23 protein-coding genes are annotated in these 25,780 nt (G+C 64.3%); 3 read left to right on the top strand and 20 right to left on the bottom strand.

The features are described from left to right. Nucleotides 1-147 precede the first annotated feature (147 nt). Entirely contained in the window at nucleotides 148-1,116 is a 969-nt protein-coding gene (locus tag DOM67_RS15615; RefSeq protein ID WP_110677574.1) for a calcium/sodium antiporter, read from the bottom strand. A gap of 281 nt (nucleotides 1,117-1,397) precedes the next feature. Between DOM67_RS15615 and DOM67_RS15610 the strand changes: the two genes are divergently transcribed. Genes DOM67_RS15610 through DOM67_RS15600 form a run of 3 tightly spaced genes read left to right on the top strand, consistent with a single transcriptional unit; the run spans nucleotide 1,398 to nucleotide 5,168 of the window. After that, on the top strand, nucleotides 1,398-2,759 hold the full coding sequence (locus tag DOM67_RS15610) for a paraquat-inducible protein A (protein ID WP_110678001.1): 1,362 nt from the start codon (nucleotides 1,398-1,400) through the stop codon (nucleotides 2,757-2,759). Next, nucleotides 2,752-4,404 (top strand): intermembrane transport protein PqiB, encoded by a 1,653-nt coding sequence (pqiB, locus tag DOM67_RS15605; protein WP_110677572.1) that lies wholly within the window; start codon nucleotides 2,752-2,754, stop codon nucleotides 4,402-4,404. The genes DOM67_RS15610 and pqiB overlap by 8 nt, the downstream gene beginning before the upstream one ends. Continuing rightward, nucleotides 4,401-5,168: an ABC-type transport auxiliary lipoprotein family protein gene (locus tag DOM67_RS15600; protein WP_232825278.1), complete on the top strand. Its 768-nt coding sequence runs from the start codon at nucleotides 4,401-4,403 to the stop codon at nucleotides 5,166-5,168. The genes pqiB and DOM67_RS15600 overlap by 4 nt, the downstream gene beginning before the upstream one ends. A gap of 125 nt (nucleotides 5,169-5,293) precedes the next feature. Here DOM67_RS15600 and DOM67_RS15595 read toward each other — a convergent pair whose 3' ends face one another. From DOM67_RS15595 to DOM67_RS15505, 19 genes are all read right to left on the bottom strand, one after another. Continuing rightward, on the bottom strand, nucleotides 5,294-5,992 hold the full coding sequence (locus tag DOM67_RS15595) for an RNA polymerase sigma factor FliA (protein ID WP_110677568.1): 699 nt from the start codon (nucleotides 5,990-5,992) through the stop codon (nucleotides 5,294-5,296). Nucleotides 5,993-6,102: 110 nt separating this feature from the next. Next, complete coding sequence (locus DOM67_RS15590) at nucleotides 6,103-6,543, bottom strand: flagellar protein FlhE (protein WP_110677566.1); 441 nt, start codon at nucleotides 6,541-6,543, stop codon at nucleotides 6,103-6,105. Further along, complete coding sequence (gene flhA / locus DOM67_RS15585; RefSeq protein WP_110677564.1) at nucleotides 6,543-8,627, bottom strand: flagellar biosynthesis protein FlhA; 2,085 nt, start codon at nucleotides 8,625-8,627, stop codon at nucleotides 6,543-6,545. The genes DOM67_RS15590 and flhA overlap by 1 nt, the downstream gene beginning before the upstream one ends. Beyond that, nucleotides 8,624-9,793, bottom strand: coding sequence for a flagellar biosynthesis protein FlhB (flhB, locus tag DOM67_RS15580; protein ID WP_110677562.1), 1,170 nt, complete (start codon nucleotides 9,791-9,793; stop codon nucleotides 8,624-8,626). The genes flhA and flhB overlap by 4 nt, the downstream gene beginning before the upstream one ends. Nucleotides 9,794-10,157: 364 nt before the next feature. After that, complete coding sequence (gene cheZ / locus DOM67_RS15575) at nucleotides 10,158-10,817, bottom strand: protein phosphatase CheZ (protein ID WP_110677560.1); 660 nt, start codon at nucleotides 10,815-10,817, stop codon at nucleotides 10,158-10,160. Between the two features lie 19 nt (nucleotides 10,818-10,836). Next, complete coding sequence (cheY, locus tag DOM67_RS15570) at nucleotides 10,837-11,226, bottom strand: chemotaxis response regulator CheY (RefSeq protein WP_035471732.1); 390 nt, start codon at nucleotides 11,224-11,226, stop codon at nucleotides 10,837-10,839. A 67-nt stretch (nucleotides 11,227-11,293) separates the two neighbouring features. Then, entirely contained in the window at nucleotides 11,294-12,358 is a 1,065-nt protein-coding gene (locus DOM67_RS15565; protein WP_110677558.1) for a chemotaxis response regulator protein-glutamate methylesterase, read from the bottom strand. Continuing rightward, nucleotides 12,355-13,251 (bottom strand): CheR family methyltransferase, encoded by an 897-nt coding sequence (locus DOM67_RS15560; RefSeq protein WP_110677999.1) that lies wholly within the window; start codon nucleotides 13,249-13,251, stop codon nucleotides 12,355-12,357. Before DOM67_RS15560 ends, DOM67_RS15565 begins: the two co-directional genes overlap by 4 nt. 14 nt (nucleotides 13,252-13,265) lie before the next feature. Beyond that, the gene (locus tag DOM67_RS15555) at nucleotides 13,266-15,437 is read right to left on the bottom strand and encodes a PAS domain-containing methyl-accepting chemotaxis protein (protein WP_110677556.1); all 2,172 of its coding nucleotides are present in this window, start codon (nucleotides 15,435-15,437) and stop codon (nucleotides 13,266-13,268) included. 129 nt (nucleotides 15,438-15,566) lie between these two features. Then, entirely contained in the window at nucleotides 15,567-17,201 is a 1,635-nt protein-coding gene (locus DOM67_RS15550; RefSeq protein WP_110677554.1) for a methyl-accepting chemotaxis protein, read from the bottom strand. 340 nt (nucleotides 17,202-17,541) lie between these two features. After that, nucleotides 17,542-18,042 carry a chemotaxis protein CheW gene (gene cheW, locus DOM67_RS15545; RefSeq protein ID WP_110677552.1) on the bottom strand — a complete coding sequence of 167 codons (501 nt, stop codon included), beginning with the start codon at nucleotides 18,040-18,042 and terminating at the stop codon, nucleotides 17,542-17,544. Next, complete coding sequence (gene cheA / locus DOM67_RS15540) at nucleotides 18,039-20,186, bottom strand: chemotaxis protein CheA (protein WP_110677550.1); 2,148 nt, start codon at nucleotides 20,184-20,186, stop codon at nucleotides 18,039-18,041. Before cheA ends, cheW begins: the two co-directional genes overlap by 4 nt. A gap of 333 nt (nucleotides 20,187-20,519) precedes the next feature. After that, entirely contained in the window at nucleotides 20,520-21,581 is a 1,062-nt protein-coding gene (gene motB / locus DOM67_RS15535; protein WP_110677548.1) for a flagellar motor protein MotB, read from the bottom strand. Beyond that, nucleotides 21,578-22,465, bottom strand: a complete 888-nt coding sequence (gene motA, locus DOM67_RS15530) for a flagellar motor stator protein MotA (protein WP_110677546.1) — start codon at nucleotides 22,463-22,465, stop codon at nucleotides 21,578-21,580. The genes motB and motA overlap by 4 nt, the downstream gene beginning before the upstream one ends. 174 nt (nucleotides 22,466-22,639) lie before the next feature. Further along, a complete protein-coding gene (gene flhC, locus DOM67_RS15525) occupies nucleotides 22,640-23,230 on the bottom strand; it encodes a flagellar transcriptional regulator FlhC (RefSeq protein ID WP_110677544.1) in 591 nt (196 codons plus the stop codon). Nucleotides 23,231-23,233: 3 nt separating this feature from the next. After that, nucleotides 23,234-23,566: a flagellar transcriptional regulator FlhD gene (gene flhD / locus DOM67_RS15520; RefSeq protein WP_110677542.1), complete on the bottom strand. Its 333-nt coding sequence runs from the start codon at nucleotides 23,564-23,566 to the stop codon at nucleotides 23,234-23,236. Nucleotides 23,567-23,855: 289 nt separating this feature from the next. After that, nucleotides 23,856-24,143 (bottom strand): EscU/YscU/HrcU family type III secretion system export apparatus switch protein, encoded by a 288-nt coding sequence (locus tag DOM67_RS15515; protein WP_110677540.1) that lies wholly within the window; start codon nucleotides 24,141-24,143, stop codon nucleotides 23,856-23,858. Next, nucleotides 24,140-25,393, bottom strand: a complete 1,254-nt coding sequence (locus tag DOM67_RS15510; RefSeq protein WP_157958878.1) for a flagellar hook-length control protein FliK — start codon at nucleotides 25,391-25,393, stop codon at nucleotides 24,140-24,142. The genes DOM67_RS15515 and DOM67_RS15510 overlap by 4 nt, the downstream gene beginning before the upstream one ends. After that, entirely contained in the window at nucleotides 25,390-25,770 is a 381-nt protein-coding gene (locus tag DOM67_RS15505) for a flagellar protein FliT (protein ID WP_110677536.1), read from the bottom strand. The genes DOM67_RS15510 and DOM67_RS15505 overlap by 4 nt, the downstream gene beginning before the upstream one ends. Nucleotides 25,771-25,780: the final 10 nt, after the last annotated feature.

Raw genomic sequence — 25,780 nt, 5'->3', positions numbered from 1 at the left:
ATGGCGTATCGTCGAGCCCGGCGGCCTGCCTGGGGTGCGACAATATGCCAAGTCTCGGCGCTTGCCTTCGTCGCAATCCCGGCCTCTAGCGTGGCTAAGAACTGAAGCGCAGGCACCTGCCGAGCACGTAGGCAGGCACGATCTGGTTCACACCAGCACGGTGACGACCAGCCAGGAGGTGTAGGCGATGAAAGTAGCCAGCAGCGCCGCGCCCTCGAGACGATTGATGCGGCCCTGGCGGCCACGCCAGCCGATGCCGAAGACGAGCAGCGCCAGGGTCAGCCCTGCCATCACCGGCCAGTCCCGGGTCACCACCACCGCGTCGACATCGATCGGGTGGATCACCCCGGCCAGCCCCACCACCGCCAGCGTATTGAAGAAGTTGGAGCCGACCACGTTACCGAGCACCAGGTCGTGCTCGCCTTTGCGCACCGCCACCAGCGAAGACGCGAGTTCCGGCAGCGAGGTACCGATCGCCACCACGGTGAGACCGATGACCAGATCGCTGACCCCCAGCGCCTGGGCGATGCTCACCGCGCCCCACACCAGCAGCCGTGAGCTGGCGATCAACAGCAGCAGCCCAACGAGGGTCCAGAACAGGCCGCGCTTGAGACTCATGGCGTGCGCCGCGGCGTGACTCTCCACGTCCACCGCCAGGGTATCGTCATCCTGACGGCGCGCGCGCAGCACGCTGTAGATCAGGTAGAGTGCCAGCAGCCCCAGCATCAGCACACCGTCGCCGCGCGAGATGTCACCGTCGTGCAGACACCAGAGCGAGACCAGGGTCGCCACGCCGAGCAAGGGCAACTCCTGGCGGATGACCTGCGAGTTCACCATCAGCGGAGTGATCAGCGCCACCAGCCCGACGATCAGGCCGATATTGGCGATATTGGAGCCGTAGGCATTGCCCAGGGCCAAGCCCGGATTGCCCTGGCTCGCCGCCAGTGCCGACACCATCAGCTCCGGCGCCGAGGTGCCGAAGCCGATCACCAGCATGCCGATCAGCAGTGGCGGCAGCCCCAGATGTGCCGCGGTGGAGGCGGCCCCCTCGACGAAACGGTCGGCACTCCATACGAGTAGTACCAGACCCACGATGATTGCCCCTAGAGCCAGCATGTCTATCCTTCCCTGTAGCGATCACTCGAGCGCACCCGCGGGTGCGCGCACTCTCCTCCCCCGACGCCATCTAAGCGATTGTTCTTCTAGGGCACTCACGAGTTGACCTACTATAGTATCGGAGCGCGATACGTCACCAGCGTGGCACACACAGCCAGCGGGTCGCGCTCCCACGTTTCCGCTGGCGTACCGGCAAGCCAGCAAACATGCATGAATGTATGTAATTAGGTAACATGACGACCCTGCACGAACGCGACTCGAAGGAAGCTTGATTGGCCTCTCTGCGTATCGACCATCCCGTCGCTCAGGACACGGCGCCCTGGCGCCCTGGCGCCCGGCGCCGGCGGCTGCGCGCGTGCCATGAGTGCGACCTGCTGGTGGCGTTACCGCCGCTACGCCCGCATCAGCGCGCCAATTGTCCGCGCTGTGGCCATACCCTGAGCCACCGCCACGCACGTCCGGCCCAACGTAGCCTGGCCTTGGCGATCACGGCACTGATCGCGCTCATCGCCTCCATGAGTTTTCCCTTCATTCGCTTCGAGGCGCGCGGGGTCAGCAACGCCATTCAACTGACCGATACCGCGATCAGTCTGGTCGACTTCCACGAACCCTTCGTCGGCATTCTGGTGCTGCTGACCATCGTGGTACTGCCGGTGTTCTATCTGCTCAGCGTGATCTGGCTGCAGATCGGCCTGCTGCGCCGTCGCCCGCTGCCACGCAGCCGGCGCATCGCGCGTGCCCTGGTGCAGCTGTCACCCTGGATGATGGCCGATGTCTTCGTGATCGGCGCGCTGGTCAGCCTGATCAAGATCGCGGGCATGGCCTCGGTCGACCTGGGGCTCTCTTTCTGGTCGTTCTGTGCCTTCGCACTGCTGCTGCTGTGGACTTCGCGTTCGCTGGACATCGACTGGATGTGGTTCTCCCTCGCCGGCGAGCCCCCGGCCCCGGAGCATTGCCGACTCGGCGAGCCGGCGGCGGCGCAGGGCGTGACCGGCTGCCCCACCTGCGGCCTGGTCAATCGGCTGAGCCATTTCGGCCGCGGGCGCTGCGCGCGCTGCGGTGAGCGGTTGCGCTTTCGCAACGCGCACAGCCTGCAGCGAACCTGGGCCCTGCTGCTGGCGGCGGTGATCTTCTACATCCCGGCCAACCTCTACCCGATCATGACCACTACCTCGCTGGGCAGCGAGACACCGTCGACCATCATCGGTGGTGTGCTGATCTTTATCTCCCATGGCGACTGGCCGATCGCGCTGATCATCTTCACCGCCAGCGTGGTGGTGCCCATCGGCAAGATTCTGGCCCTGGCCTGGCTCTGCTTCGTGGTCCGCAAGCGCGGCCAGCTGAACTACCGCCACAAACGGCTCAAGCTCTATCGCATCACCGAGTTCATCGGACGCTGGTCGATGATCGACGTCTTCGTGGTGGCGATCCTGGTCTCCCTGGTGCATGCCGGCTCGCTGCTGGCGATCACGCCCGGCCCGGCGGCGCTCGCCTTCTCGTCAGTGGTGATCATCACCATGCTCGCCGCGATCACCTTCGATGCGCGCCTGATCTGGGATACGCGCGACGTACAGCCACACATGCCCGCTGCCCTCAAGCGGCAGTCCCCCTACTCTCCGGTCAAGGAAGCCGACGATGTCTGATTCGCTGCAGCGCGCCAAGCGCTTGTCCCAATCGCGGCTGTCGCCGATCTGGATCGTACCGCTGCTGGCGGCGCTGATCGGGGCCTGGATGGTATGGGACAACTTCTCCAGTCGCGGCCCGCTGGTGACCCTGGACATGGACAATGCTGAGGGGATCGAGGCCGGCAAGACGCTGATCAAGACGCGCAACGTCGAGGTGGGGCACGTCGAGAGCGTGCGCCTCTCCGATGACCTCTCCCACACCGTCGTGACCGCACGCATGTCCAGCGATGCCGGGCGCATGCTCAACAGTGACACTCGCTTCTGGGTGGTCAAGCCGCGCATCGGTCGCGAGGGCATCAGCGGCTTGGGTACGGTGCTATCGGGTGCCTACATCCAGCTGGCGCCGGGCAAGAGCGACAAGTACCAGGATCACTTCGATGTACTCGACCAGCCGCCGGTCGCCCCGCCCGATGCACCGGGACTGCGCATCAATCTGGTCAGTCAGGTGGGCAACTCGCTCAGCGCCGGCGATCCGGTCACCTACCAGGGCTACACCGTGGGCCGGGTAGAGAGCACCGACTTCGACCCCGAAAAGCGCGAGATGCGCCACCGCCTGTTCATCCAGGCACCCTACGATTCACTGGTGACCGACACCACGCGCTTCTGGAGCGCCTCGGGCATCGATGTGCAGCTCAACTCCGAGGGCGTCAGCGTCAACCTGGATTCGTTCGAGACCCTGATCAGCGGCGGTGTCACCTTCGGCGTGCCCGAGGACGTGACCCAGGGCAGCCCGGCCAAGCAGAACGCCACCTATACGCTCTACAACAGCGAGGAGAGCGCCCGCGAAGGCACCTACGACCAGTACGTCGAGTACGTGCTGCTGGTCGATGACACCGTGCGCGGACTGAGCCGCGGCGCGCCGGTGGAGTATCGCGGCGTACGCGTGGGCACCGTGGTCTCGGTACCCTGGCACTTCACCGCACCGCAGCCGGACGGTCTCAACCAGTTCGCGATTCCCGTGCTGATCCGGATCGAACCGCAGCGGCTGGAGAGCGGCGAGGACATCAACAAGAAGATCGACGATCAAGAGGTGCGCCAGCGCTTCGAGAAGATGTTCAAGGAGCTCGGCCTGCGCGCCACGCTCAAGGCTGGCAACCTGATCACCGGCGCGCTCTTCGTCGACCTCAACTTCAGCGATGATGCCCCTGCCTACAAACCCATGACATTCGATGGCAAACCGGTCTTCCCGACGGTTTCCGGCGGCTTCGCGCAGATCGAACAGAAGGTCTCCAACCTGCTCGACAAGCTCAACAACCTCAAGGTCGAACCGATCCTGTCGAGTCTGGACAAGACCATGCAGACCTCGCAGAAGACCCTCGAGCAGGTTCAGCAGATCGCCGAGTCGGTCAACGCAATCGTCTCCGACCCGGCCACCCAGCAGTTGCCGGGCAGCGTCAACGACACCCTCGAGGAGCTGCAGAACACCCTGAACGGCTTCTCCTCCGGGTCGTCCGGCTACCGCCAGCTCAACGATACGCTCAAGCAGCTGGAGCAGCTGATGCGCGACCTGCAGCCGGTGGCGCGCACGCTGAGCGAGAAACCCAATGCCCTGATCTTCGATCGTGAGGTTCAGGCCGATCCCACGCCGAGGGCCGCGCCATGAGACCGACCCCTGAAACGCTGTCGACGCCATCGACACACAAGCTGCAGCACCAGGCACACGCCACACAGAGCATGCCGCATGGCAACGAATCTGGCCGGAGTTCGAGCAGTCAGGCGTCTGCCTGCTACGCCCGCCGCAGCGCCGTCAGGGACGCCGAGGCCGCGCCGGCACGGGGACCGCGATGGCGCCGCGGCGCCCTCTCCCTGCTGCTGCTTGCCGGCTTGTTCACCCTGGCCGGCTGCGCCGGGACGCCCAGCGCCCCCAACCGCTACACCCTGCCGGAGATCGGCAAGGTGACGCCGGCGGCCGGCATCGGCGCGCCAACGCTGGTGGTGCAGCCGGTGGCGATCTCGAACTATCTGGATCAGGAGGGGATCGTGATGCAGTTGAGCGATATCGAGCTCAACAGCGCCAATCAGAACCTGTGGGCCGATAGTCTGGGCAGTCAATTGACTCGTAACCTGCGCCAGACCCTGACCCAGGCGCTACCACAGACCCTGGTGCTGGGTGCGGGCGGTGCCGGTGATGCCCGCCTCAGCGTCGAGGTGGATCGATTCCAGGGGCGTTACGACGGTCAGGCGGTGGTGTCGGGCGAGTGGCAGCTGCGCGAGGGCAACCGCGTGGTGCGCCAGGAGCCGTTCAGCATTACCCGACCGCTCACCGCCGATGGCTATCCGGCGCTGGTGCGCACCCTGGGCGAGGCTTGGGAGGCGGTCGGCGAGCGCATTGCCGGCGAACTATCGAGTTCGCGCAACGGCCACTGAGTCCAGCTGACAAAGCGCTGCCTTCGAAAAGCATCGACCCGGGCGCAGAGACACGTCGCCCGGGTCGATGGATGCAGCTATTTACGGTGTCGGCGAGCGCTGGCGCGGCCCAGGATGGTCGGCGCCTAGTTGACCAGACGGCCACGCAGACGGGCGACTGCCTGGCTATGCAGCTGACAGACGCGAGACTCGCTGACCCCCAGTACCGCGCCAATCTCCTTGAGGTTCAACTCCTCCTGGTAGTAGAGCCCCAGCAGCAGCTTCTCGCGCTCCGGCAGGGCATCGATCGCCGCCATCAGACGTTCGCGATTGTCGCCATCGAGCAGCGCCTCGAAGGGTGACGGCGGCCCCCCTTCGCTGACCGCCCCCACCCCGTTTTCACTGTCGCTCTCATCGTAGGCGAGCAGGAAGCCGTTGTTGGCGTCCGTCAGCAGCTGGTGATAATCGCTCTGGGAGATCCCCATCTCCTGAGCGATCTCGCGCTCTTCGGGGGTGCGCCCAAGGCGTTGCTCCAGACGTCCGATGGCCTGATCGAGAGCCCGCGCATTACGGCGCACGCTGCGCGGCATCCAGTCACGGCTGCGCAGCTCATCGATCATCGCCCCGCGAATACGCTGGTTGGCGTAGGTGGAGAAGCTGGCGCCATGGGCATTGTCGTAACGCCCCATGGCGTCGAGTAGCCCCACCATACCGGCCTGGATCAGGTCATCGAGTTCGACACTCGCGGGCAGCCGGACCTGCAGCGAGAGAGCGTGTCGCCTCACCATCGGCATGTACTGTTCGATCATTGCCCGCTGATCGATCTTGCCCTGTACGGTATACATCGAATCGCCTCGTGATTAACCCGTCCGGCCCACCGCAAAACCGGTGCCAGTCGATATATTATGCGCCGCCGGAACCAGCGTTAGCCGTCAAACTCCCGGGCTAGAGGACGCTATTTTGCCTTTTTGTCGCCCTGCCGGGGTGCGCCGCGGGCGAAGTCCACCATGATCTGGCCACGACTGATCACCACGCGCTTGCCACTCTGCGGACGCAGACGGAACCAGAACGTCAACGGCTGCGCGGCATCGCGGCCGGCGAAGCGCCGGGTGCTGCCATGGGTCGTGTCCAGCGCCACGCAGAGCTCGGCCTGACACAGCCGTGCCTCGAGTCCCTGCACCGGGCCCTCGACATCGAAGCGCCAGGAGACCCGGGTCACGCGGGCCTGGCCGATGGATTCGGGGGGCATGACCGGAGCACTGCTCAGCGCGCGCTGGCTGGCCACCACCACCTGCCGCGGCAGCTTGCCGACCCAGGAACCCGCGGCCGCGGCCAGCGCGTCGCTCGCCCCCAGCACCGCGCACAGCGCCAGCGCCGTCAGCGGCACGCGAGACATCAGCCGTTACCCCCGATGGTGGCGGTGACCCGCAGCGTGCGGTCATCGGGTATCTCGGCCTGGGAGAGCACCACCAGCGACTTGATCTGCCGCCGCAGGAAGCGCGCCAGCAGCCCCCGCAACCCGTGCTGGACCACCAGCACCGCCGGTTCATCACGGCTCTGCTGGCGCTCGACCGCCGCCGCAGCCTGCTTCATCAGGGTGTCGGCCAGTCCTGGCTCGAGCGCCCCGCCGTTATTGAGCGCCTGGGTCAGCACCTGCTCGAGACGCGGCTCGAGCCCGATGACGTGCATCGGCTCGTGCCCGGGGAACCACTGCTGGGTAATGGCACGGCCCAGCGCCACGCGGACGATCGCGGTGAGCTCGCCGGCGTCGGTCTGCTGCGGCGCGAACTCGGCAAGCACATCGAGGATGGTATGCATGTCGCGAATCGGCACATCCTCGGCGAGCAGGTTCTGCAGGATACGCTGTACCGTAGTGAGCGGAATGAGCTTGGGTACCACGTCCTCGACCAACGACTTCTGCTGCTCGGAGACCTTGTCCAGCAGCTGCTGCACCTCCGCACGGCCCAGCATGTCGTCGGCATGCTCGTGCAGCAGGTGATTGAGATGCGTCGCCACCACGGTGCTGGCGTCGACCACCGTATAGCCGTAGATCTGCGCGCGCTCGCGCTGGGCGGTGTCGATCCAGTAGGCCTTGAGGCCAAACGCCGGATCCTCGGTCTCGACGCCGTCGATCGCCCCGGAGACCTGGCCCGGATCGATCGCCAGCCAGCGTCCGGGGAACGCCTCGGCGCGCCCGATCTCGACTCCCTTGAGGGTGATGACGTAGGTATTGGGGCTGAGCTCGAGGTTGTCACGGATATGCACCACCGAGGGCAGGAAGCCGACGTCCTGGGCAAACTTCTTGCGCACGCTCTTGATTCGACCCAGCAGCTCGCCCTGCTGGCGCTGGTCGACCAGCGGAATCAGCCGGTGCCCTACCTCGAGCCCCAGAGTATCGACCAACTGCACGTCGTCCCAACTCGCCTCTGGGGTCTCCTGCACCGCCGCGGGTGCCTTCTCCTCCACGCGCTGTGCGGTCTGCTGCTGATTCTGGCGCGACAGCCACCAGCCGAGACCGCCCAGGGCGGCTGCGAACAGCAGGAAGACCAGGTTGGGCATGCCCGGGATGACCCCGAGCAGCGTCATCACGCCAGCGGCGAGGTACATGACCCGCGGATTGTTGAAAAGCTGGCTGAGCAGCTGCTGGCCGACGTCCTGATCGGTGTTGACACGCGAGACAGTGACGCCCGCCGCAGTGGAGATGACCAGTGCCGGAATCTGCGCCACCAGGCCGTCGCCCACGGTGAGCAGCGTATAGGTCTTGGCGGCATCGGCGAACGGCATGCCGTGCTGACCGATCCCGATCATCAGCCCGCCGATCAGGTTGATCACCATGATCAAGAGCCCTGCCATGGCGTCGCCGCGTACGAACTTGCTGGCACCATCCATGGAGCCGTAGAACTCCGACTCCTGGTTGATTTCACTGCGTCGCCGGCGCGCCTCCTCTTCACCGATCAGGCCGGCGTTGAGGTCGGCATCGATGGCCATCTGCTTGCCGGGCATCGAGTCGAGGGTGAAGCGTGCACCGACCTCGGCGATACGCCCCGCCCCCTTGGTGATGACCATGAAGTTGATCACCACCAGAATCAGGAACACCACCAGCCCCACGGCGAAGTTGCCGCCGATCAAGAAAGCGCCGAAAGCTTCGATCACCTTGCCCGCGGCGTCCCCGCCCTCGTGCCCGTCCATCAGCACCACACGGGTCGAAGCCACGTTGAGCGACAGCCGCAGCAGGGTCGAGAACAGCAGTACCGCCGGGAAGGCGGCGAAATCGAGCGGCTTCTCGGTGAACATGCTGACCAGCAGCACCATGATCGAGAGCGCGATATTGAAGGTGAAGAAGAGATCGAGCGCGAACGGCGGCAGCGGCAGGATCATCATGCTCAGAATCATGATGATCAGCACCGGGCCGGCCAGCAACTTCAACTGTGAGCCGCCGGACAACTGTTGTCGGCCGAACCACTGGGTCAGCGCGTTCATTCACCCTCCTTGGGTGCATCAGTACCCTCACCGCGATCGTCGAGACTCGGCGGGACGGGGAGATCGTGCGGCGTCGGCGGCGTGTCACCGCCCTCGCTCGCCACCTGTTTGAGCCGGAACGCCCAGGCCAGCACCTCGGCCACTGCGGTGTACAGATCGGCCGGAATCTCTTGGTCGAGATCGACGTGCCGGTAGAGCGCGCGTGCCAGCGGCGGCGCCTCCAGCCGCGGGATGCAGTGCTCGTCGCCCAACTCACGAATGCGCGCGGCAACCGCGTCGGCACCCTTCGCGACCACCCGCGGTGCCGCCATCGACGCCTGTTCGTAGCTCAGCGCCACGGCGTAATGGGTCGGGTTGGTGACGATGACATCAGCATCGGGCACCTTGCTCATCATGCGCCGACGCGCCATCGCCTGCTGCTGCGAGCGAATGCGCCCCTTGACGTGGGGATCGCCCTCGCTCTCCTTGTGCTCTTGCCGGATATCTTCGCGGCTCATGCGCAATTTCTTGTGGTGGCTCCAGATCTGGTAGGGCACGTCGATCAGGATCACCACGATCATCGAGGCCACGATCAACCCACAGCCGATCGCCGCAATGCGCATCGCCGTGGCCAGCGCCTGCTGTATCGGCAGCTCCATCAGCCCGAGCAGATTGTCCTTGTGCGACCACAGGTAGTAGACGCCGACTCCCCCGACCAGCGCCGACTTGGCGATCGCCTTGGCCAGCTCGGCCAGCGCCTGGGTCGAGAACATGCGCTTCAACCCCTTGGCCGGGTTGAGCTTGCTGATCTGCGGCGCCATCGACTTGGCCGACATCAGCCAGCCGCCGAGCAACGTGTGCCCGAGCACCGCCGCCACCGCGAACAGCAAAAACAGTGGCAGCAGCACGATCAAGGTGCTCTGGCCCAGCGTCCAGACATGGCTGAGCGTGCGCGACGTGTCGAAGATCATGCCGCGATCGAATATGAACGACTGCTCCATCACCATGCCCAGGTCGTCGTACAGGTTGTGACCCATGAGCCACAGACCGCCGACACCACAGGCCAGCAGCAAAAAGGTGGCAAGCTCGCGCGAGCGTGCGACCTGCCCCTCCTCGCGCGCCTTCTGCAGGCGTCGAGGTGTCGCTGGTTCGGTCTTTTCCTGATCGCTATCGTTCTGCTCGGCCAAGCGGACTCCGCCACGGTAAGGCGCATCATCGCGTGGACGACATTCTGCGTGGCGCAGGGGGAAGTCAAAGGCGGAAATAGCACGGCCAAGTGGCGGCTATTTCTCGTGCAAGCACGGCGGAGTGGCCGGCCACACATTCAAGGCCGGCATACGGGAGGTCAGCAGGGAAAGGCCGACGCGCCCGGAGCGGCGCGGTGGACGTGCCGACCTGGGGCTATCGGCATAGCGCTACCGACATAGTGCTAAAGACGTGGTGCTAACGACCTGGTGTGGTGCTAACGACCTGGTGCTGACGACATGGCGCCATCAGTAGAGCGGCCTGCACAGGCAGACTGCCGCGCCCCTGCCGGGGCGCGGCATCGGTTCAGAAGCCGAGGCTGTCGAGCAGGTCGTCGACCTGATCCTGGTTGCTCACCACATCCGCGGCCTGGGGGTTGATCTGAGGGCCGTTGAGCAGCGATGACGACTGCTTGGCCGCGACGGTCGCCGAGAGCTCGCGCCGTTCGGCGCTGTCCGGCGCGTTGTCGATCAGCACCTGCAGCAGCTGCTGTTCGATCTCGCGGATGACATCCATCATCTTCTTGATCACCTGGCCGGTGAGATCCTGGAAGTCCTGGGCCATCATGATCTCGAGCAGTTGCGCATTGGTGGCGCTGGTCTGCTTGGGTACCATCTGCAGGTAGCTGCGGGTGTCGGTGACCAGCGCCTTGGCCTCATCGAGCTCCTTGGGCTCGGCGAACCAGGCATCCCAGCGCTTGTCCAGCGCCAGCGCTTCGCTCTCCAGCGAGTTCTGGATCGGTTGCGCCTGGTCGATGGCATTGAGCGCCCGCTCGGCGGCCTGCTCGGTCATCGAAGCGACGTAGCTCAGGCGGTCGCGAGCATCGGGAATCGCCTGGGCCGCGCGCTCGACCTCCTTGTCCAGGCCCAGCTCACGCATGTTGTCGCGCAGCATGCGCGTGAGATGGCCGATGCGACGAATCAGATCGTCGGGAGCCGCCGTCTCTTGAGGGTTGGCACCGCTCATGATCTACCCTCCTGTGGCGTCATTTGCCCAGTTTTTCGAAAATTTTGTTGAGCTTCTCTTCCAGCGTGGCCGCCGTGAACGGCTTGACAACGTAGCCGTTGGCGCCCGCCTGGGCGGCGGCAATGATATTCTCTTTCTTGGCTTCCGCCGTGACCATCAGCACCGGCAGTGACGACAGCGCCGGATCCTGGCGGATCTCCTTGAGCATCTCGAGACCATCCAGATTGGGCATGTTCCAGTCCGAGACCACGAACTCGAAGCCGCCGGCGCGCAGCTTGGTCAGCGCTTCCTGGCCATCTTCCGCCTCTTCGACGTTCTCGAACCCGAGCTCCTTGAGCAGGCTGCGCACGATCCGGCGCATGGTCGGGAAGTCATCCACGACCAGAATGCTCATGTTCTTGTCAGCCATCGTCTTTCCTCAATCCTTGTCAATACGCGGGCGATTGCTCTGGTTATCGGCAACCGCGTCGTCAGCTTTAAACCCGCTGTGCGCGACCGGAAGCGTGCATCTGCTGTACCAGATGGCGCGCGATATCCGGCAGCGACACGATCTCTTCAGCACCACCCAGGGCAATCGCCTCCTTGGGCATGCCGAACACCACGCAGCTGGCTTCGTCCTGGGCCACGGTATGCGAACCGGCCTGACGCATCTTCAACAGTCCAGCGGCACCGTCCTTACCCATGCCGGTAAGCAGCACCCCGAGCGCATTGCGCCCGGCACAACTGGCCGCCGAGTCGAACAGCACGTCGACCGAAGGACGGTGGCGATTGACCGGCGCGGTGTCATCCAGCGCAATCACATAGTTGGCCCCGGAGCGGGCCAGGCGCATGTGCCAGTCCCCGGGTGCGATATAAACATGACCTGGCAGCACTCGCTCGCCTTGCTCGGCCTCCTTGACGGTGACCCGACACAGGCGATCGAGGCGCTCGGCGAACGAGCGCGTGAAACCGCTCGGCATGTGCTGGGTCACCAGAATCGCCGGGCTGTTGGCAGGCAGCGGCTCGAGCACCTGGCGAATCGCCTCGGTGCCGCCGGTCGAGGCACCAATGATAATCAGCTTCTCGCTCGACAGCATCGGCGCCTTGAGCGCCTCGCGGGGTACCGCCGGGGACGCGCTCTCGGGCTGACGGCGTGGCCGCGACTGGGCCGCGGCGCGAATCTTGTCGGCGATCATGCCGGCATACTCGAGCATCCCTTCGCGGATACCCACTTCGGGCTTGGCGACGAAATCGACCGCCCCCAGCTCCAGCGCACGCAGGGTGATCTCGGAGCCGCGCTGGGTCAACGAGGAGACCATCAGCACCGGCATGGGGCGCAGGCGCATCAGACGCTCGAGGAAGTCGAGCCCGTCCATGCGCGGCATCTCGACGTCCAGGGTCAACACATCCGGGTTGTGGCGCTTGATCAGATCCCGCGCCACCAGGGGATCGGGCGCGGTGGCCACGACCTCCATGTCCGACTGCGACTCGATGATCTTGGTCATCAGATCGCGAATGAGTGCCGAGTCGTCGACGCACAGTACCTTGATCCGGGGTTTCATGCTGGGCGCCCTCCTCGCGCAGCGCCGGCAACGGCATTCGCCGCCAGCGTGTAGATGGTCTGACCGCGCAGGCGGAACGTCTGATTCAGGAACGAAAAGTTCTCGGAGTGGCCGGCGAACAGCAGACCATCCGGCTTCATCTGCGACGCGAAACGGCGCAGGATCGCCGACTGGGTCTCCTTGTCGAAATAGATCATCACGTTACGACAGAAGATGATGTCGAAAGGCGCATTCAGCGACCACTTGTCGGTGACCAGATTGAGCGTGCGGAAATCGATCATCGACGCGAGCTCCGGCCGCACTCGCGCCTTGCCAGCGCGCGCACCACTGCCGCGCTGGAAGAAGCGCCGGCAGCGCGCCTCGCCCAGCTTCTCCACCGATTCCAGAGGATAGATCCCCTGGCGCGCGGTATTGAGCGCCTCGGTATCGATGTCGGTGGCCAGGATCTTGACCTGCGACGCAGCCGAGCCCAGCGCCTCCTGCACGGTCATCGCCAGCGAGTAGGGCTCTTCACCGGTAGAGGCGCCGGCACACCAGATCTTGATGCTCGGGCCTCGGCGCTTGATCTCCTCCGCGAGCACCGGGAAGTGGTGAGCCTCTCGGAAGAAGGCGGTGAGATTGGTCGTCAGCGCATTGGTGAACGCTTCCCACTCGTCGGAGTCCGGCCTTGAGTCGAGATGCGCCAGATAGTCACTGAAGCGAGTCATGCCGTGTAGCCGCAGGCGCTTGGCCAGACGGCTGTAGACCATCTCTCGCTTGTTGTCGGCCATGACGATACCCGCACGCCGGTAGATCAATGCCCGTACCCGCTCGAAGTCGCGCACGGTGAAATCGAGGTCGCGAGAGAAGCTCGCCGGGGCATCGGCTGTTTCCGAATTGGCAACAGCAAACATGGTCTGATCGTTTTTCAAAATGCCTCCCACTCCCCTGTATCGTCGCCGCCAGCCGGGCGTGCCCGGGACTTGTCGCTCGACGCCAGCGCCGGGGCAGCGTTTTTCGACGCTGCCGGGTTAGGCGCCAGACGTGGCTCTCTGCCACCCCCGGGCGCCCGTTCTTTACCACTTCCGGCAAGCCGGAACACTGCGATGGAGCGCGCCAGGCTATCGACGCTGGTGCGCAGCTCGACCGCAGACGCCGCGCTGGTCTGCACGCGCTGGGCGTTCTGCTGCGTCACCTCGTCCATCTGTGCCACCGCCTGGCTGATCTGCTGAATGCCACTGGTCTGCTCGTCGGAGGCAGCCGATATCTCACTGATGATGTCATTGACCCGGGTCACCGCGTCGACCACCTCGCCGATCGCACCTTCGGCCTCGCGGACCAGGTCCGCACCGTGCCCCACCTCCTGGGTCGAGCTGTCGATCAGGTTGCGAATCTCCTTGGCGGCTTCGGCGCTGCGACTGGCCAGGTTGCGTACTTCTCCGGCCACTACTGCGAACCCGCGCCCCTGTTCACCCGCTCGTGCCGCCTCGACCGAGGCGTTGAGCGCCAGGATGTTGGTCTGGAAGGCGATCGAGTCGATCACCCCGACGATGTCCGCGACCTTGCGTGAGCTGTCGGTGATCCGACCCATGGTGTCGACCACCTGCCCCATGACCTCACCACTACGCCTGACCGTATCGGTGGCGCCACCCGCCAACTGGCTCGCCTGGCGCGCGTTGTCAGCGTTCTGCTTCACCGTCGCCGTCATCTGCTCCATACTGCTCGCGGTCTCTGCCAGCGAGGCGGCCTGCTGCTCGGTGCGCGAGGAGAGATCCTCGTTGCCCGTGGCGATATCCTGAGTCGCCGGACGCACCACCGCCACATTGGCATCGACGTCACTGACGATGGTTCCCAGACTCTGGCGCATGCCATTGAGCGCGATGATCAGTTGCCCCAGTTCGTCCTTGCGCTGCTGACTCAGCTCAGCACCAAGGTTGCCGGAGGCAATCTGCCGGGTGAAGTCGAGCGCTTCGCGCAGCGGCTTGAGTGCCGCGCGGATCGTGGTCACGCCGATGACCACCAGCACGACAGCACTGACCAGCAGCAACCCGATCAGTACCATCAGCGCATGGTGCTGAGCCGCCTCGGCGGCCGCCAACATCTCGTTACCGCTGCGTCGCTTGGCCTCCACCAGCGCGTTGAGGTCGGCGCTGGTCTTGTCGCTGTCCGCCTGCAGGACATCGTTGTAGGCGACGTAGGACTGATAGAAGTCACCGCTGTCCAGCGCTTTCATCACCGCCTCGAGCCCCTGCTCACGGTAGCGCTCGAGGTCGGCGTCGAAGGTCTCCGCGGCGGCTGACTGATTATCCGGTCGACCGTCATAGTAGGCGTCCCAGGTGGACTGCAATTCGGTGATCAAGGCCTCTACCTGGGTCTTGATCGGTGCCAGATCGGTGGCCATGGGGTTGCTGACCGGCTTCGAGACCAGATCACGCCCCTTCGACATCAACTGATCGATCTTCTGCAGTCGCGCCAGGTCACCCATACCCTCCTCGGCAAGCGTCTGCAGACGTTCACCGCTGGCGTTGAGCGCATGGATCGCCAGTCCGCCGCTAGCCCCCAGCACCAGCAGCGCAAACACCATCATCGCGATCAGGCGGCCCTTGAGTGACCCCAGACTGAAACGTTTGACGGACGCCAGCACGCCACGCCGCTGCAGGCGCCCCTGCTGCAGGCGGTAGCCGCGACCGCGGCCGGCGAGCATGCGCGGATAGCAGGCTTCGGCGAGCTTGCGCTCCTCTTCGCTGGGCTTGACGCGCACCGAGGTGTAGCCGACCACCTCTCCGCCATCGATGATCGGCGTGACCGTCGACTGCACCCAGTAGAAACTACCGTCCTTGCAGCGGTTCTTGATCACCCCGGTCCAGGTCTTGCCCTGCTTGAGGGTCTGCCAAAGGTCGGCGAAAGCCGCCGGCGGCATGTCGGGATGGCGCACGATATTGTGCGGCGCCCCCAGCAACTCGTCGTAAGGGAAACCACTCACGCTGACGAAGGCCGGATTGGCATAGGTGATCCGACTATCGAGGTCGGTTCGCGAAATCAAATAGGCGTCGTCGTCCAGCGGGACTTCCCGGTCGATCACGGGTTGATTGTTTCGCATCGCAGTTTCCCTGACATTGTTTCGGGTCCGTTGATGAGCAGATCGCGCTCCCCGACCCCGCTTTATTAGTTGCTCTAGCTATCGGCGTAAGCGTGCCGAACTTTAACCCTCGCCCGTCGGCACCCGGCCTCAGGCCTTGGACGACGCTGCCGCCAGCCGAGCCCGTGCGGCGGGCTGTCGCTCGACATGGGCGTCACTGCCGGTGGCATCGGTGGCCTGCACGCGATACTGCTCGAGCGCCGCCTCGAGGCGCCTGGCCTGTTCGACCAGGGACTGCGAGGCGCTGGCGGTCTGCTGTACCAGACTGGCGTTCTGACCGGTGACCTGATCTAGCTCGGAGATCGCCTGATTGACCTGCTCGATCCCCCCACGCTGCTCGCGCGAGGCCCCCGCGATCTCATCCATCAGACCGCTGACACTGGATACCGACGCGACGATCTCCTCCATCGCCGCCCCGACCTTGCCGACCAGGTCGACACCGGTTTCCACTTGCTCCCCGGCGGTGCCGATCAGCCCGCGAATCTCACGTGAGGCATCGGCACTGCGGCTGGCCAGGTTACGCACCTCTTCGGCGACCACCGCAAAGCCGCGCCCCGCGGTGCCCGCGCGCGCTGCCTCGACCGAGGCGTTGAGCGCCAGGATATTGGTCTGAAAGGCGATGTTGTCGATCATGTCGACGATCTCGGCCATCCGTCGCGAACTCTCCTGGATCTTGGCCATGGTCGATTCGACGTCGTGCATCATGCTGCCGCCCTGCTCGGCCCGATCTCGGGTCTGCGCCGCCGCCTGGGTCGCGGCATCGGCATTGTCGGCGTTGTGACGCACGGTCTGGGTCAGCTGCTCCATGCTCGAGGCGGTCTCGACGATCGCCGCTGACTGCTGGTCGGTGCGTACCGCCAGATCCTGGTTACCGCTGGCGATCTGTCCTGCACCCACGTTGACCCACTCGGCGCTGGCACGGACTTCCGCAAAGGTCTCGTTGAGCCGCCGGCGCATGCCCTCGATGGCATGCAGCAGGCTGCTGTCGTCGCTGGACTTGAGCACCAGCGGCTGCGTGAAGTCCCCGGCGGCGATGTGCTGGACGCGCTCCCGGGCCTGTCCCGGATCGCCACCCAGGCTCCCGAGCACGTTACGAATGACCCAGGCCACGATCAGTGACAGCACGCCGCCGATGGCCAGGATCAGACCCAGGTAGACCAGCAGACCCCGCATGATGATGGCGTCGATGTCATCGACGTAGACACCGGTGGCGATCTGCCAGTCCCACGCCGGCACACGCATGACATAGCTCAACTTGTCGAACATCTTGTCGCCGCCGCTGCGCCGGGACACGTAGCCCACCAGGCCACCCCCCGGCTGCTGTCCGGCAGCGAGCATGTCGCGATAGAGATAGTTGCCCTTCGGGTCCTGATAATCACGCATGCTGCTACCGGTGTCGCGGCGCGGGTGATAGACGATATCGAGATTGGAATCGAAGACGAACAGATAGCCGTCAGCACCGAAATTGAGATGCGAAAGATCGGCAATGGCGCGCTGCTTGGCCTCCTGCTCGCTCAGTTTGCCCTGCTGCGCCTGGTCGACGTAGCTGTCGACCAGCTGCTTGGCGCTGCCGATGAAATACTCGAGACTCTGGGTACGCTGTTCGAACAGATTGGCGCGCATGGAATAGAGAGACCACCCGGCGACCAGTATCAAACCGACCCACATCAGAATCAGGGTCGCCCACAGCTTACGGCGCATGGTCCAGTCACGAAGGTTCAACATGTGCTTATTTTCCTGAAGATTGATAAGTACCGCTGCTCAAGATGTGCGTCGGCAATGACGTGAATATCATGATCCCGCGGCCATCCCATATATCGGCTAAAACAGCGATGCCTTAAATCTTCCCTGTCCTGATTCCCTCGTGATCTGAATCCTCCCTGAGCAGTCACTGCCCAAATTCACACGCGCCACCGCCCTATTCATCTCGCCGGCGGCCTTGATCGACCTGACTCGACGGCCGCTGGACCGCAATGCCGAGGGCGATAGCGACAGGATCGTAGGCACCTAACGCAAGACCGCAGCCGAAGCTGCGGTCTTGATCTTCTCGGGGGCCGGCGCGAGCTCACCCCTGAGTGGCAGTGCGATCGACCAGTTGCATCTCTTCGTGAGTCAGCAACTTCTCGATGTCCACCAGCACCAGCATCCGGTCATCGAGACTGCCGATACCGTTGAGGTAGTCGGAAGAGAGCGTGACGCCGAACTCGGGGGCCGGTTTGATCTGATCCGGCGTGAGGCTCATGACGTCGGAGACGCCGTCGACCACGATACCCACGATGCGATCGGCCACGTTGACCACGATGACCACCGTCTGACCGCCATACTCGACGTTCTCGAGATGGAATTTCAGACGCAGGTCGATGATCGGCACGATCACGCCACGCAGGTTGGTCACCCCTTTGATGAACTCGGGCACGTTGGCGATCCGGGTGACGTTCTCGTAGCCACGGATCTCCTGGACCTTGAGGATATCGACCGCATACTCCTCGTCGCCCAGGGAGAAGACCAGATACTCATTGCTGGCTGCCTCGCTGACGATGGCCTCCACACTCGCTTGTGCTGTCATGCTGGCTGTACCTCCACTGAATGATGGTGTTTCGCCTGATGGCGCTGCTGGGACTTGCGCCGATCGAGGCGATGCAAGTCGGCAATGTCGAGAATCAGGGCAACGCTGCCGTCACCCAGGATGGTCGCGGCAGAGATACCCGGCACTCGGCGATAGTTGGTTTCCAGGTTCTTCACCACGACCTGCTGCTGACCGACTAAGTCGTCTACCAGCAGCGCATAGCGGCGTCCCTCGCCCTGCACGATCACGGCGATCGCTTCGGTCACCTTGGTCTTGGCGCCCGGGATATCCAGCGCATGGTGCAGCGTGATGATGGGCAGATACTCATCGCGCACCTTGAGCACCTGATCATCGCCGGCCATCGAGTAGATATCCTCGGCCAGCGGCTGCAGCGATTCGAGTACGGCGTTGAGCGGCAGCAGGAAGGTCTCCTCGCCACAGCGGATCGACATGCCATCGAGGATGGCAAGGGTCAGCGGCAGCACGATCCGCGTGGTGGTCCCCTTGCCCGGCTGGCTCATGATCTCGACGTGGCCACCCATCTCCTGAATGTTACGCTTGACCACATCCATGCCCACACCGCGGCCGGAGACGTCGCTGACCTGCTCGGCGGTGGAGAAGCCCGGCGCGAAGATCATCTGCCAGACGTCGTCGTCACTGATGTTATCCGGAATGGTCAGGCCGTTGGCGCGCGCCTTGGCCAGGATTCTGTCACGGCTGAGCCCGGCACCGTCGTCGATCACCTCGATCAGGATGTTGCCACCCTGATGCTGTGCCGAGAGCGTCAGCCGACCGGTGGGCGACTTGCCCGCGGCCTCGCGCTTATCCGGCGACTCGAGGCCATGGTCGAGACTATTGCGCACCAGGTGCGTGAGCGGATCGATGATGCGCTCGATCAGACTCTTGTCGAGCTCGGTCGATTTACCCTCGGTGACCAGCTCGACGTCCTTGCCCAGTTTGTCGGCCAGGTCGCGCACCAGTCGCGGAAAACGGCTGAAGACGTAGTCCATCGGCATCATGCGCACCGACATCACCGCTTCCTGCAGGTCACGCGCGTTGCGCTGGAGCAGGTTCATACCGTTGACCAGCGGGCCATGGGAGACGATATCCATGTCGCTGGCAGTCTGTTCGAGCATCGACTGGGTGATGATCAGCTCACCCACCAGATTGATGATCTGATCGACCTTGTCCACGGGCACCCGAATGGTGCCGGATTCACCGCCTTTGGCCTTGGCCTTGGCCGCCGCCTTCGCTTTGGCGCCGCCCGCGGCAGCCGGCTTGGCGGCAGGCGCCGCTGCGGCACTCTCCGCGGCCGGCTTCGCACTGACCTGATCAGGCTCGTCAGCGGCGGTGCTGGCAGCGGGCGCGCTGGCGGCGGGCGCACTGGCGGCGGGCGCACTGGCCTTGACCGACGGCGCACCACCGGCAGCAGACGCCTCGATCTGCAGCTGCTCCGGCTCGATGATGAAGCAGAGTACCGCTTCGATGTCGCTCTGGGATTCCGAACTCTCGAGGCTCACCTGGTAGCGCGTCTCGTCACCGGACTGGGCGCCGATCTCACCAAAGTGCTTGAGTTCGTCGACCAGCAGCTCACGATCCTTGGCACTCACCCCGAGCAACGTGATGGTGAGCTGACGCGCCCCCGAGACCGTAGCCTCGCTGGCGCTGGAAACTTCCGGCTCAGGTTCGGGCTTGGGCTCCGCGGCCGGCGCAGCCGCCGGCGTTTCCGCCGCCGCAGAGACGGCGTTGCGCAGACCCAGCTCGTCCTGCGCGATCTGCTGGAGAATGCGACAGATGCGCTCGAACGCCTCAGCGTCGGGTTCACTGCCGTTGCGATAGGCATCCAGTTGATCGTGAAGCATGTCTTTGGTTTCCAGGAACGTGTCGACGATGTCGCGCCGCAGGGTCAATTCGCCACGCCGGGTGTAATCGAGCAGATTCTCCAGGATGTGCGTCGTCTCCTGGAGCACCGTGAAACCGAACGTGCCCGCGCCGCCCTTGATGGAGTGCGCTGCCCGAAAGATGGCGTTGAGATCCTCGACATCGGGATCATCCACGTCGAGCTCGAGCAGCAGGCGTTCCATGTCCGCCAGAAGCTCCTCGGCCTCTTCGAAGAACGTGTCGTAAAAATCACTTATGTCCATTATGAAGCACCCAAGCCATTGATAATGCTCGCGCGATAGCGACCTCGGCACGGCCTAACCGCTTGCACCAACGCCTGTTCATGGCAACCCCCTGCGCTGAACGGCGTCGTTACTTGCCACTATCGGCAGCGCATGAGGATTGTTTAGGCGTTGCCGTTAAATACCCGTATCGGTAGCCGGCCTGGCAGACGGGCGAGAAGCTGGCCGCGGATACGACGTCATCGGAGGTAGCGAGCACCAGGCCATCCAGCGGTAGGCATCGATCACTCGACTGAGACGTGCAGGGCGCTTCGCCACCGCACCGGCCATGAGCCCGGTGCGGTGGGCGCGCGCCTATCCAGACTGCGCGGCGCCTGCAGCCGGCGAGGCATCCTCCGGGGCCGGAGACGTCGGCGCGGCGGCGTCAGCCGGCGCTTGGTCGCCCGGCGTGGCTTCGCCTTCCGGCGAGGCCGGCACCGCCGGCGCCGCATCACTGCCAGGCACGCCGATCGACGGCGTCGGAATCGCGACGCCGGTGTCGGCCTGTTCCTGATCATCCAGCGGGTTCGGCAGCGCCTTCTCGTCGCGCTGCTCGATCGCCCGCGAGGCACGATTGTCGAGCACGACGATGCTGATGCGGCGGTTGACGGCGTCGGCTGGGTCGGTACCCGGCAAGGTGACACGGGAGCCCATGCCGGCGACGCGCAGCAGCTTGTCGGGTGAGAGCCCGCCGGCGATCAGCTCGCGTCGAGAGGCATTGGCGCGGTCGGCGGAAAGCTCCCAGTTGCTGTAGCCTTTTTCACCCCCGGCATAGGGCAACGCGTCGGTATGCCCGCTGATACTGATGAGATTGGGCATCTCGTTGAGCACCGGCGCAATCTTGCGCAGGATCTTGACCATGTAGGGCTCCAGCCGATCGCTGCCGAGTTCGAACATCGGCCGTTGATCGCTGTCGACGATCTGCACACGCAACCCTTCGGGAGAGAAGTCCATGCGCAGCTGCGACTGCAGCTGGCGTAGCTGGGGGTCGTTACGGATCACACTGCTCAGGCGATCACGCAGGGCTCGCAGCATGCGTTGCTCGTCGCTCGGGCGGGTCTGCTGACGCACATCGACCCGACGCACCTCCCCCTTGCTGGCGGTGGGGTCGGCACCACCGCCGGGGATGACACTGCTACTGGCAGTGTTCTTGTCACCGCCCGTCAACGCCACCGCCAGCGGGGTACGGAAGTACTCGGCGATACTCTCGAGCTCGTTCTCGCTGACAGTGGAAAGAATCCACAGCACCAGGAACAGTGCCATCAGCGCGGTCATGAAGTCGGCGTAGGCGATCTTCCACGAGCCACCGTGATGCCCGGCCTTCTGTACACGCTTGCGCTTGACGATGATCGGCCGCCGCTCGCCTCCCGCACTCATGAGTTGTCCGTCCCGGTGCCTCGCAGGGTCTGGCCGCTCGAACGCACGTGCTCTTCGAGCTCACTGAACGAGGGCCGCACCGCCGTGAACAGCGCCTTGCGCCCAAACTCCACCGCCAGTTGCGGCGCCAGGCCGTTGAGGCTGGCCATCAAGGTCACGCGGATGCACTGCAGCATCTTGGTCGCTTCGCCGACCTGGAGGTTGAGATGGTGGGCGACCGGCGTGACGAAGCCGTATGCCATGAGGATACCGGCGAAGGTCCCTACCAGCGCCTGGGCAATCATCTGCCCCATCATCGCCGCGCCCTGGTCGGCGGCACCCAGGGCATGCACCACCCCCATGACTGCAGCCACGATACCGAAAGCCGGTAGACCATCGCCCACCGCAGAGAGCGAGTGCGCCGGCACTTCGGCCTCGTGCTGAAAGGTCTCGATCTCGTGCTCCATCAGCGCATCGATCTCGAAGGGGTCCATGTTGCCGCTGACCATCAGACGCAGGTAGTCGGTCAAAAATGCCATGATCATGGGGTCGGAGAGGATCTTGGGATAGTCGGCGAAGATCGCGCTCTCCTGGGGCGAATCGATATCACGTTCGATCGCCAGCATGCCGTCGCGGCGCGCCTTGGTCAGCAGGCGATACTGGAGCGCCATCAGCTCCATGTACATCATCTTGTTGTAGCGCTTGGTGCGCTTGAGCTTGGAGAACGATCGCAGCGTCGCCTTGATCGCCTTGCCGTTGTTGGCACAGATGAAGGCACCGATCGCGGCACCACCGATCATCACGAACTCCCAAGGCTGTATCAGCGCGCCCAAGTGGCCACCGATCGCCGCGTAGCCTCCGAAGACGCTACCGATAACAACGATGTAACCGATTAAAATCAACACGAGGCACGCTCCTGGGGACAATGCATGGCGAATCTGCCTTCTCTATCGGCAGACGCCAGGCTCCACTTGAGGGTGAGCGGCACAGAAAAGCCCGAGACCCGGGCATGCAGGGACCCAGCCCTGATACGCAAAACGGACCCCCGAGGGGGTCCGTTCCATGTCACGCCCAGCGTGTCAGCGCGAGGCGGTGCGGCGCAGCGGCTGCACTTGCTCGGTATCTCCCGCCGGCTCCTCGCTGGCACCCCGCTTGGCCTTGCGCGTCTTTCCGGCCCGCGACGGCGGCTGACAGATGCCACAGACGTAATCTCGCATCGGGCTGTGGGCGTGGGCAACGAAGTCGCCGCCGCAGCTCTGGCAGCGCGAGAGCTGGAGCAGATCGCTCTCGAAGAAACGCACCAAGGTCCAGGCGCGGGTCAGCCCGAGCGTGGGCTCCGCCTGATCCAGCTGCACCTGCTCCAGGTAGAGGCGATAGGCCTTCACGAAGGCGCTCATGCGCTCACAGCCGAGCTCTTCGTTGAGACGACGATAGATGTTGTAGAACAGCGACGAGTGGATGTTGGGCAGCCAGGTGACGAACCAGTCGGCCGAGAACGGCAGCATCCCCTTGGGCGGCGACATCCCCTTGACTTCCTTGTACAGCTTGATGAGCCGGCCACGGCTCAGCGCGGTCTCGGTCTCGAGCACCTGCAGACGAGCCCCCAGCTCGATCAGCTCGATGGCCAGCTGAACCTGCAACATCTCCCCCACCAGGCTCTTGTCGCTCATGGCTCAAACCTCCTGGGATGATGGCAGCGCAATACGATTGGCCCCCGCCATCAGCAGTGCGGCGTGGGTCTGGCTGAGCCCCTGGGCACGCGGGTTGTTGAGCAGCAGATCGAGCTGACGCGCGTCGGAGAAGCGCAGGTGACACAGCAACTGATTGGTACGCGACAACTGGGTCAACTGCTTGATCGACAGCCCGGCGATGGCATCGGCCATCTCGGCATCGAGATTCAAGCGGAACATGGCGGTCTCGCGGTCTTCATTCAGAAGCCGCTGAACCAGCAGCAGATAAGACAGATTGAGGTCTTGGATGTCTTCGAGATAGCCGTTCTTATGCATGCCTGGGGTCCCTGCGTGTGGGTTTTTTGTCGGCACCCGTGTTGCCGGGCGCTCCGCCTGCTTGTAAGCCGTTCATGCTTACATCAGATCTTTGTGATGGATATAGTGTGCAACTTTCAGATGAAAAAAATCAACCTTTGTTACTAAATTTTTCTCAGAGTAACGAGAAGTGTGGTGTAGACACCTTAACTCGAACTTAAGGTGTTTGATTGTTCGAGATATTTTTGGGAAGTTAACACTCCAACGTTACAAAATGATTAGTCACCTCATCGCCGCCGACGAGCCGCGATCAATGGGCATCGACCACCAACGCGGCACCGTCGACCTGAGCGATCCACACCAGCAGCTCTGCGACTACCTGGTAAAGCGACTCGGGAATGCGTTCATCGAGGTCGACCTGCATCAATAGCGCCACCAGCTCCGGCGCATCGTGCACGAAGATGCCCGCGGCGCTGGCCGAGGCAACGATGCGCTCGGCCACGTCGCCATACCCTTTGGCAACCACCCTTGGCGCGTCATGTCGTTCGCCGGAGTAGGCCAGGGCTACGGCACGCTTACGCGAATCGCTCTCGCTCATGCCAGCTTCTCCTCGGTCATTTCGAGATCGACGCGCAACCCCCGTGCCGTCAGTTGCCCACGCAAAGCCGGCAATTCATCGGCGATGCGCTCCCGCGCCTGCACGTCGCTCGCGGCAATCACGACACGCCAGTGATCTGCGGCGACGCTCTCCAGCTCGACCTCGATCTCGCCCAATCGCGGCAGCGTCAGGCGAATCTCGCCACGCCACTGGCGCGGGGCCTCCTCACGTCCGCCGGAGCCCTCCGATTGCTCATGCGATTCATGGTAGGGCATCTCCGTGAGCATGAAGAACATCGGCATACCCGGCAGCAGCTGCCCTTCCCAGCGCAGTGTCGGCGACGCCATCAGCTCGAGCTGATGACGCACCAGCGACTGCAGATGCTCGGACGGCTGCTGCGACAACTGATGCACTTGCCTCGGCAACGCCGACTCGTCACCCGCGGCGGCTTGCACACCGCTCAGCGGCGGCAACCCAGCCGTCACACCGGCAGCCGGCCGCGCTGCGACCTGGGTGCCATCCGCCCGGTAAGCCCCGGCTGGGGCACTGGACGAGGGAGCATGCGCGACTCCTCTCGCCGCGGCACCGGCCGCAGGAGCAGAACTTCGGGCATGCCCGTCACTGCGCGGGGCCGAACCGGAAGAGGACGTCCCCGAGCGCTCCAGAAGCAGTGAGCGCCACGCCGACATCAGCGGCGACAAGGCAGCCTGGGGCTGAGGGCTGGGGCGAAAGCTGAGCCCCATCCAGGCCTGCGGCTCCTGCCACAGCTTGGACAGGGGATAATTGCCCTGCAGCCAGCGCGACAGATGAGACTCATAGAAGACCCCGCTGCCGCTGATGCTGTTGGAGAGCGTGCTGGCGGCCGCCTCGGCGCTGGGATTCCGCGCCGACAGCAGCGCCGCGGTGGTCGTGATAGCCGAGCTCTGCGCCACCGGGTGGCGTGCCAGCAGTTGGGATATCTCCACCGCTGCGCGGCTCAAAGAGGTCTGCGCGGAAGCCACCGGCACCGGCCGCTCCGCGGTGAGTGGCGCTTGCCTGCCAGTCGCCGCGCGTGCCGCATCGCCTTCCGGCGCGGTCAGCCTCGGTTGGCTCTGACCATGCAGGCGCGAATCACTGCGGGCGGGTTGAATCGCATCGGAAGAGGCTTTAGGAGAAACCGGTGTCGGCTGATCCCGGAGTACGGGAACATCAACCCGCTTGCCCAGAACCTGGTGCAGCAGGGTGTCCAGAATGGGGGTAATTCCGCTCACATGCCGCCGTCGGGAGCGTTGAAGCGAAGGCGCGTGGAGATGCCGCCACGCCCACCCTGATACGCCTGCCCTACCGCCTGCTGGCGCCGGGAGTTGCCGATCATTTGCGCCAGCTCGTCGCGGCGGGCGTCGAGCAAACGCCGCGTCTCGGCGTCCTGGCTCAGGATCTGCTCGAGCAATTGAAGCTGATCCTGGCGCTCGCTCTCGCTCAGCCCACCCTGATCGCCGATCAGCCGCACCCGGTCCAGCTCGACCGCATAGCGGGCCTCCTGCTGGATCAACGCCTCCCAATCCTGAGACCGAGCATAGCCCAGCATCACGTTGGAGACTTCCAGCAGCTCACGGTAGCGCGCTACCACGGACTCATGCTCGGTCATTCGACCTCCC

Source organism: Salinicola sp. RZ23 (assembly GCF_003206675.1).
GTDB classification, from domain to species: domain Bacteria; phylum Pseudomonadota; class Gammaproteobacteria; order Pseudomonadales; family Halomonadaceae; genus Salinicola; species Salinicola endophyticus.
This window is presented reverse-complemented; position numbering and strand designations above follow the sequence as displayed.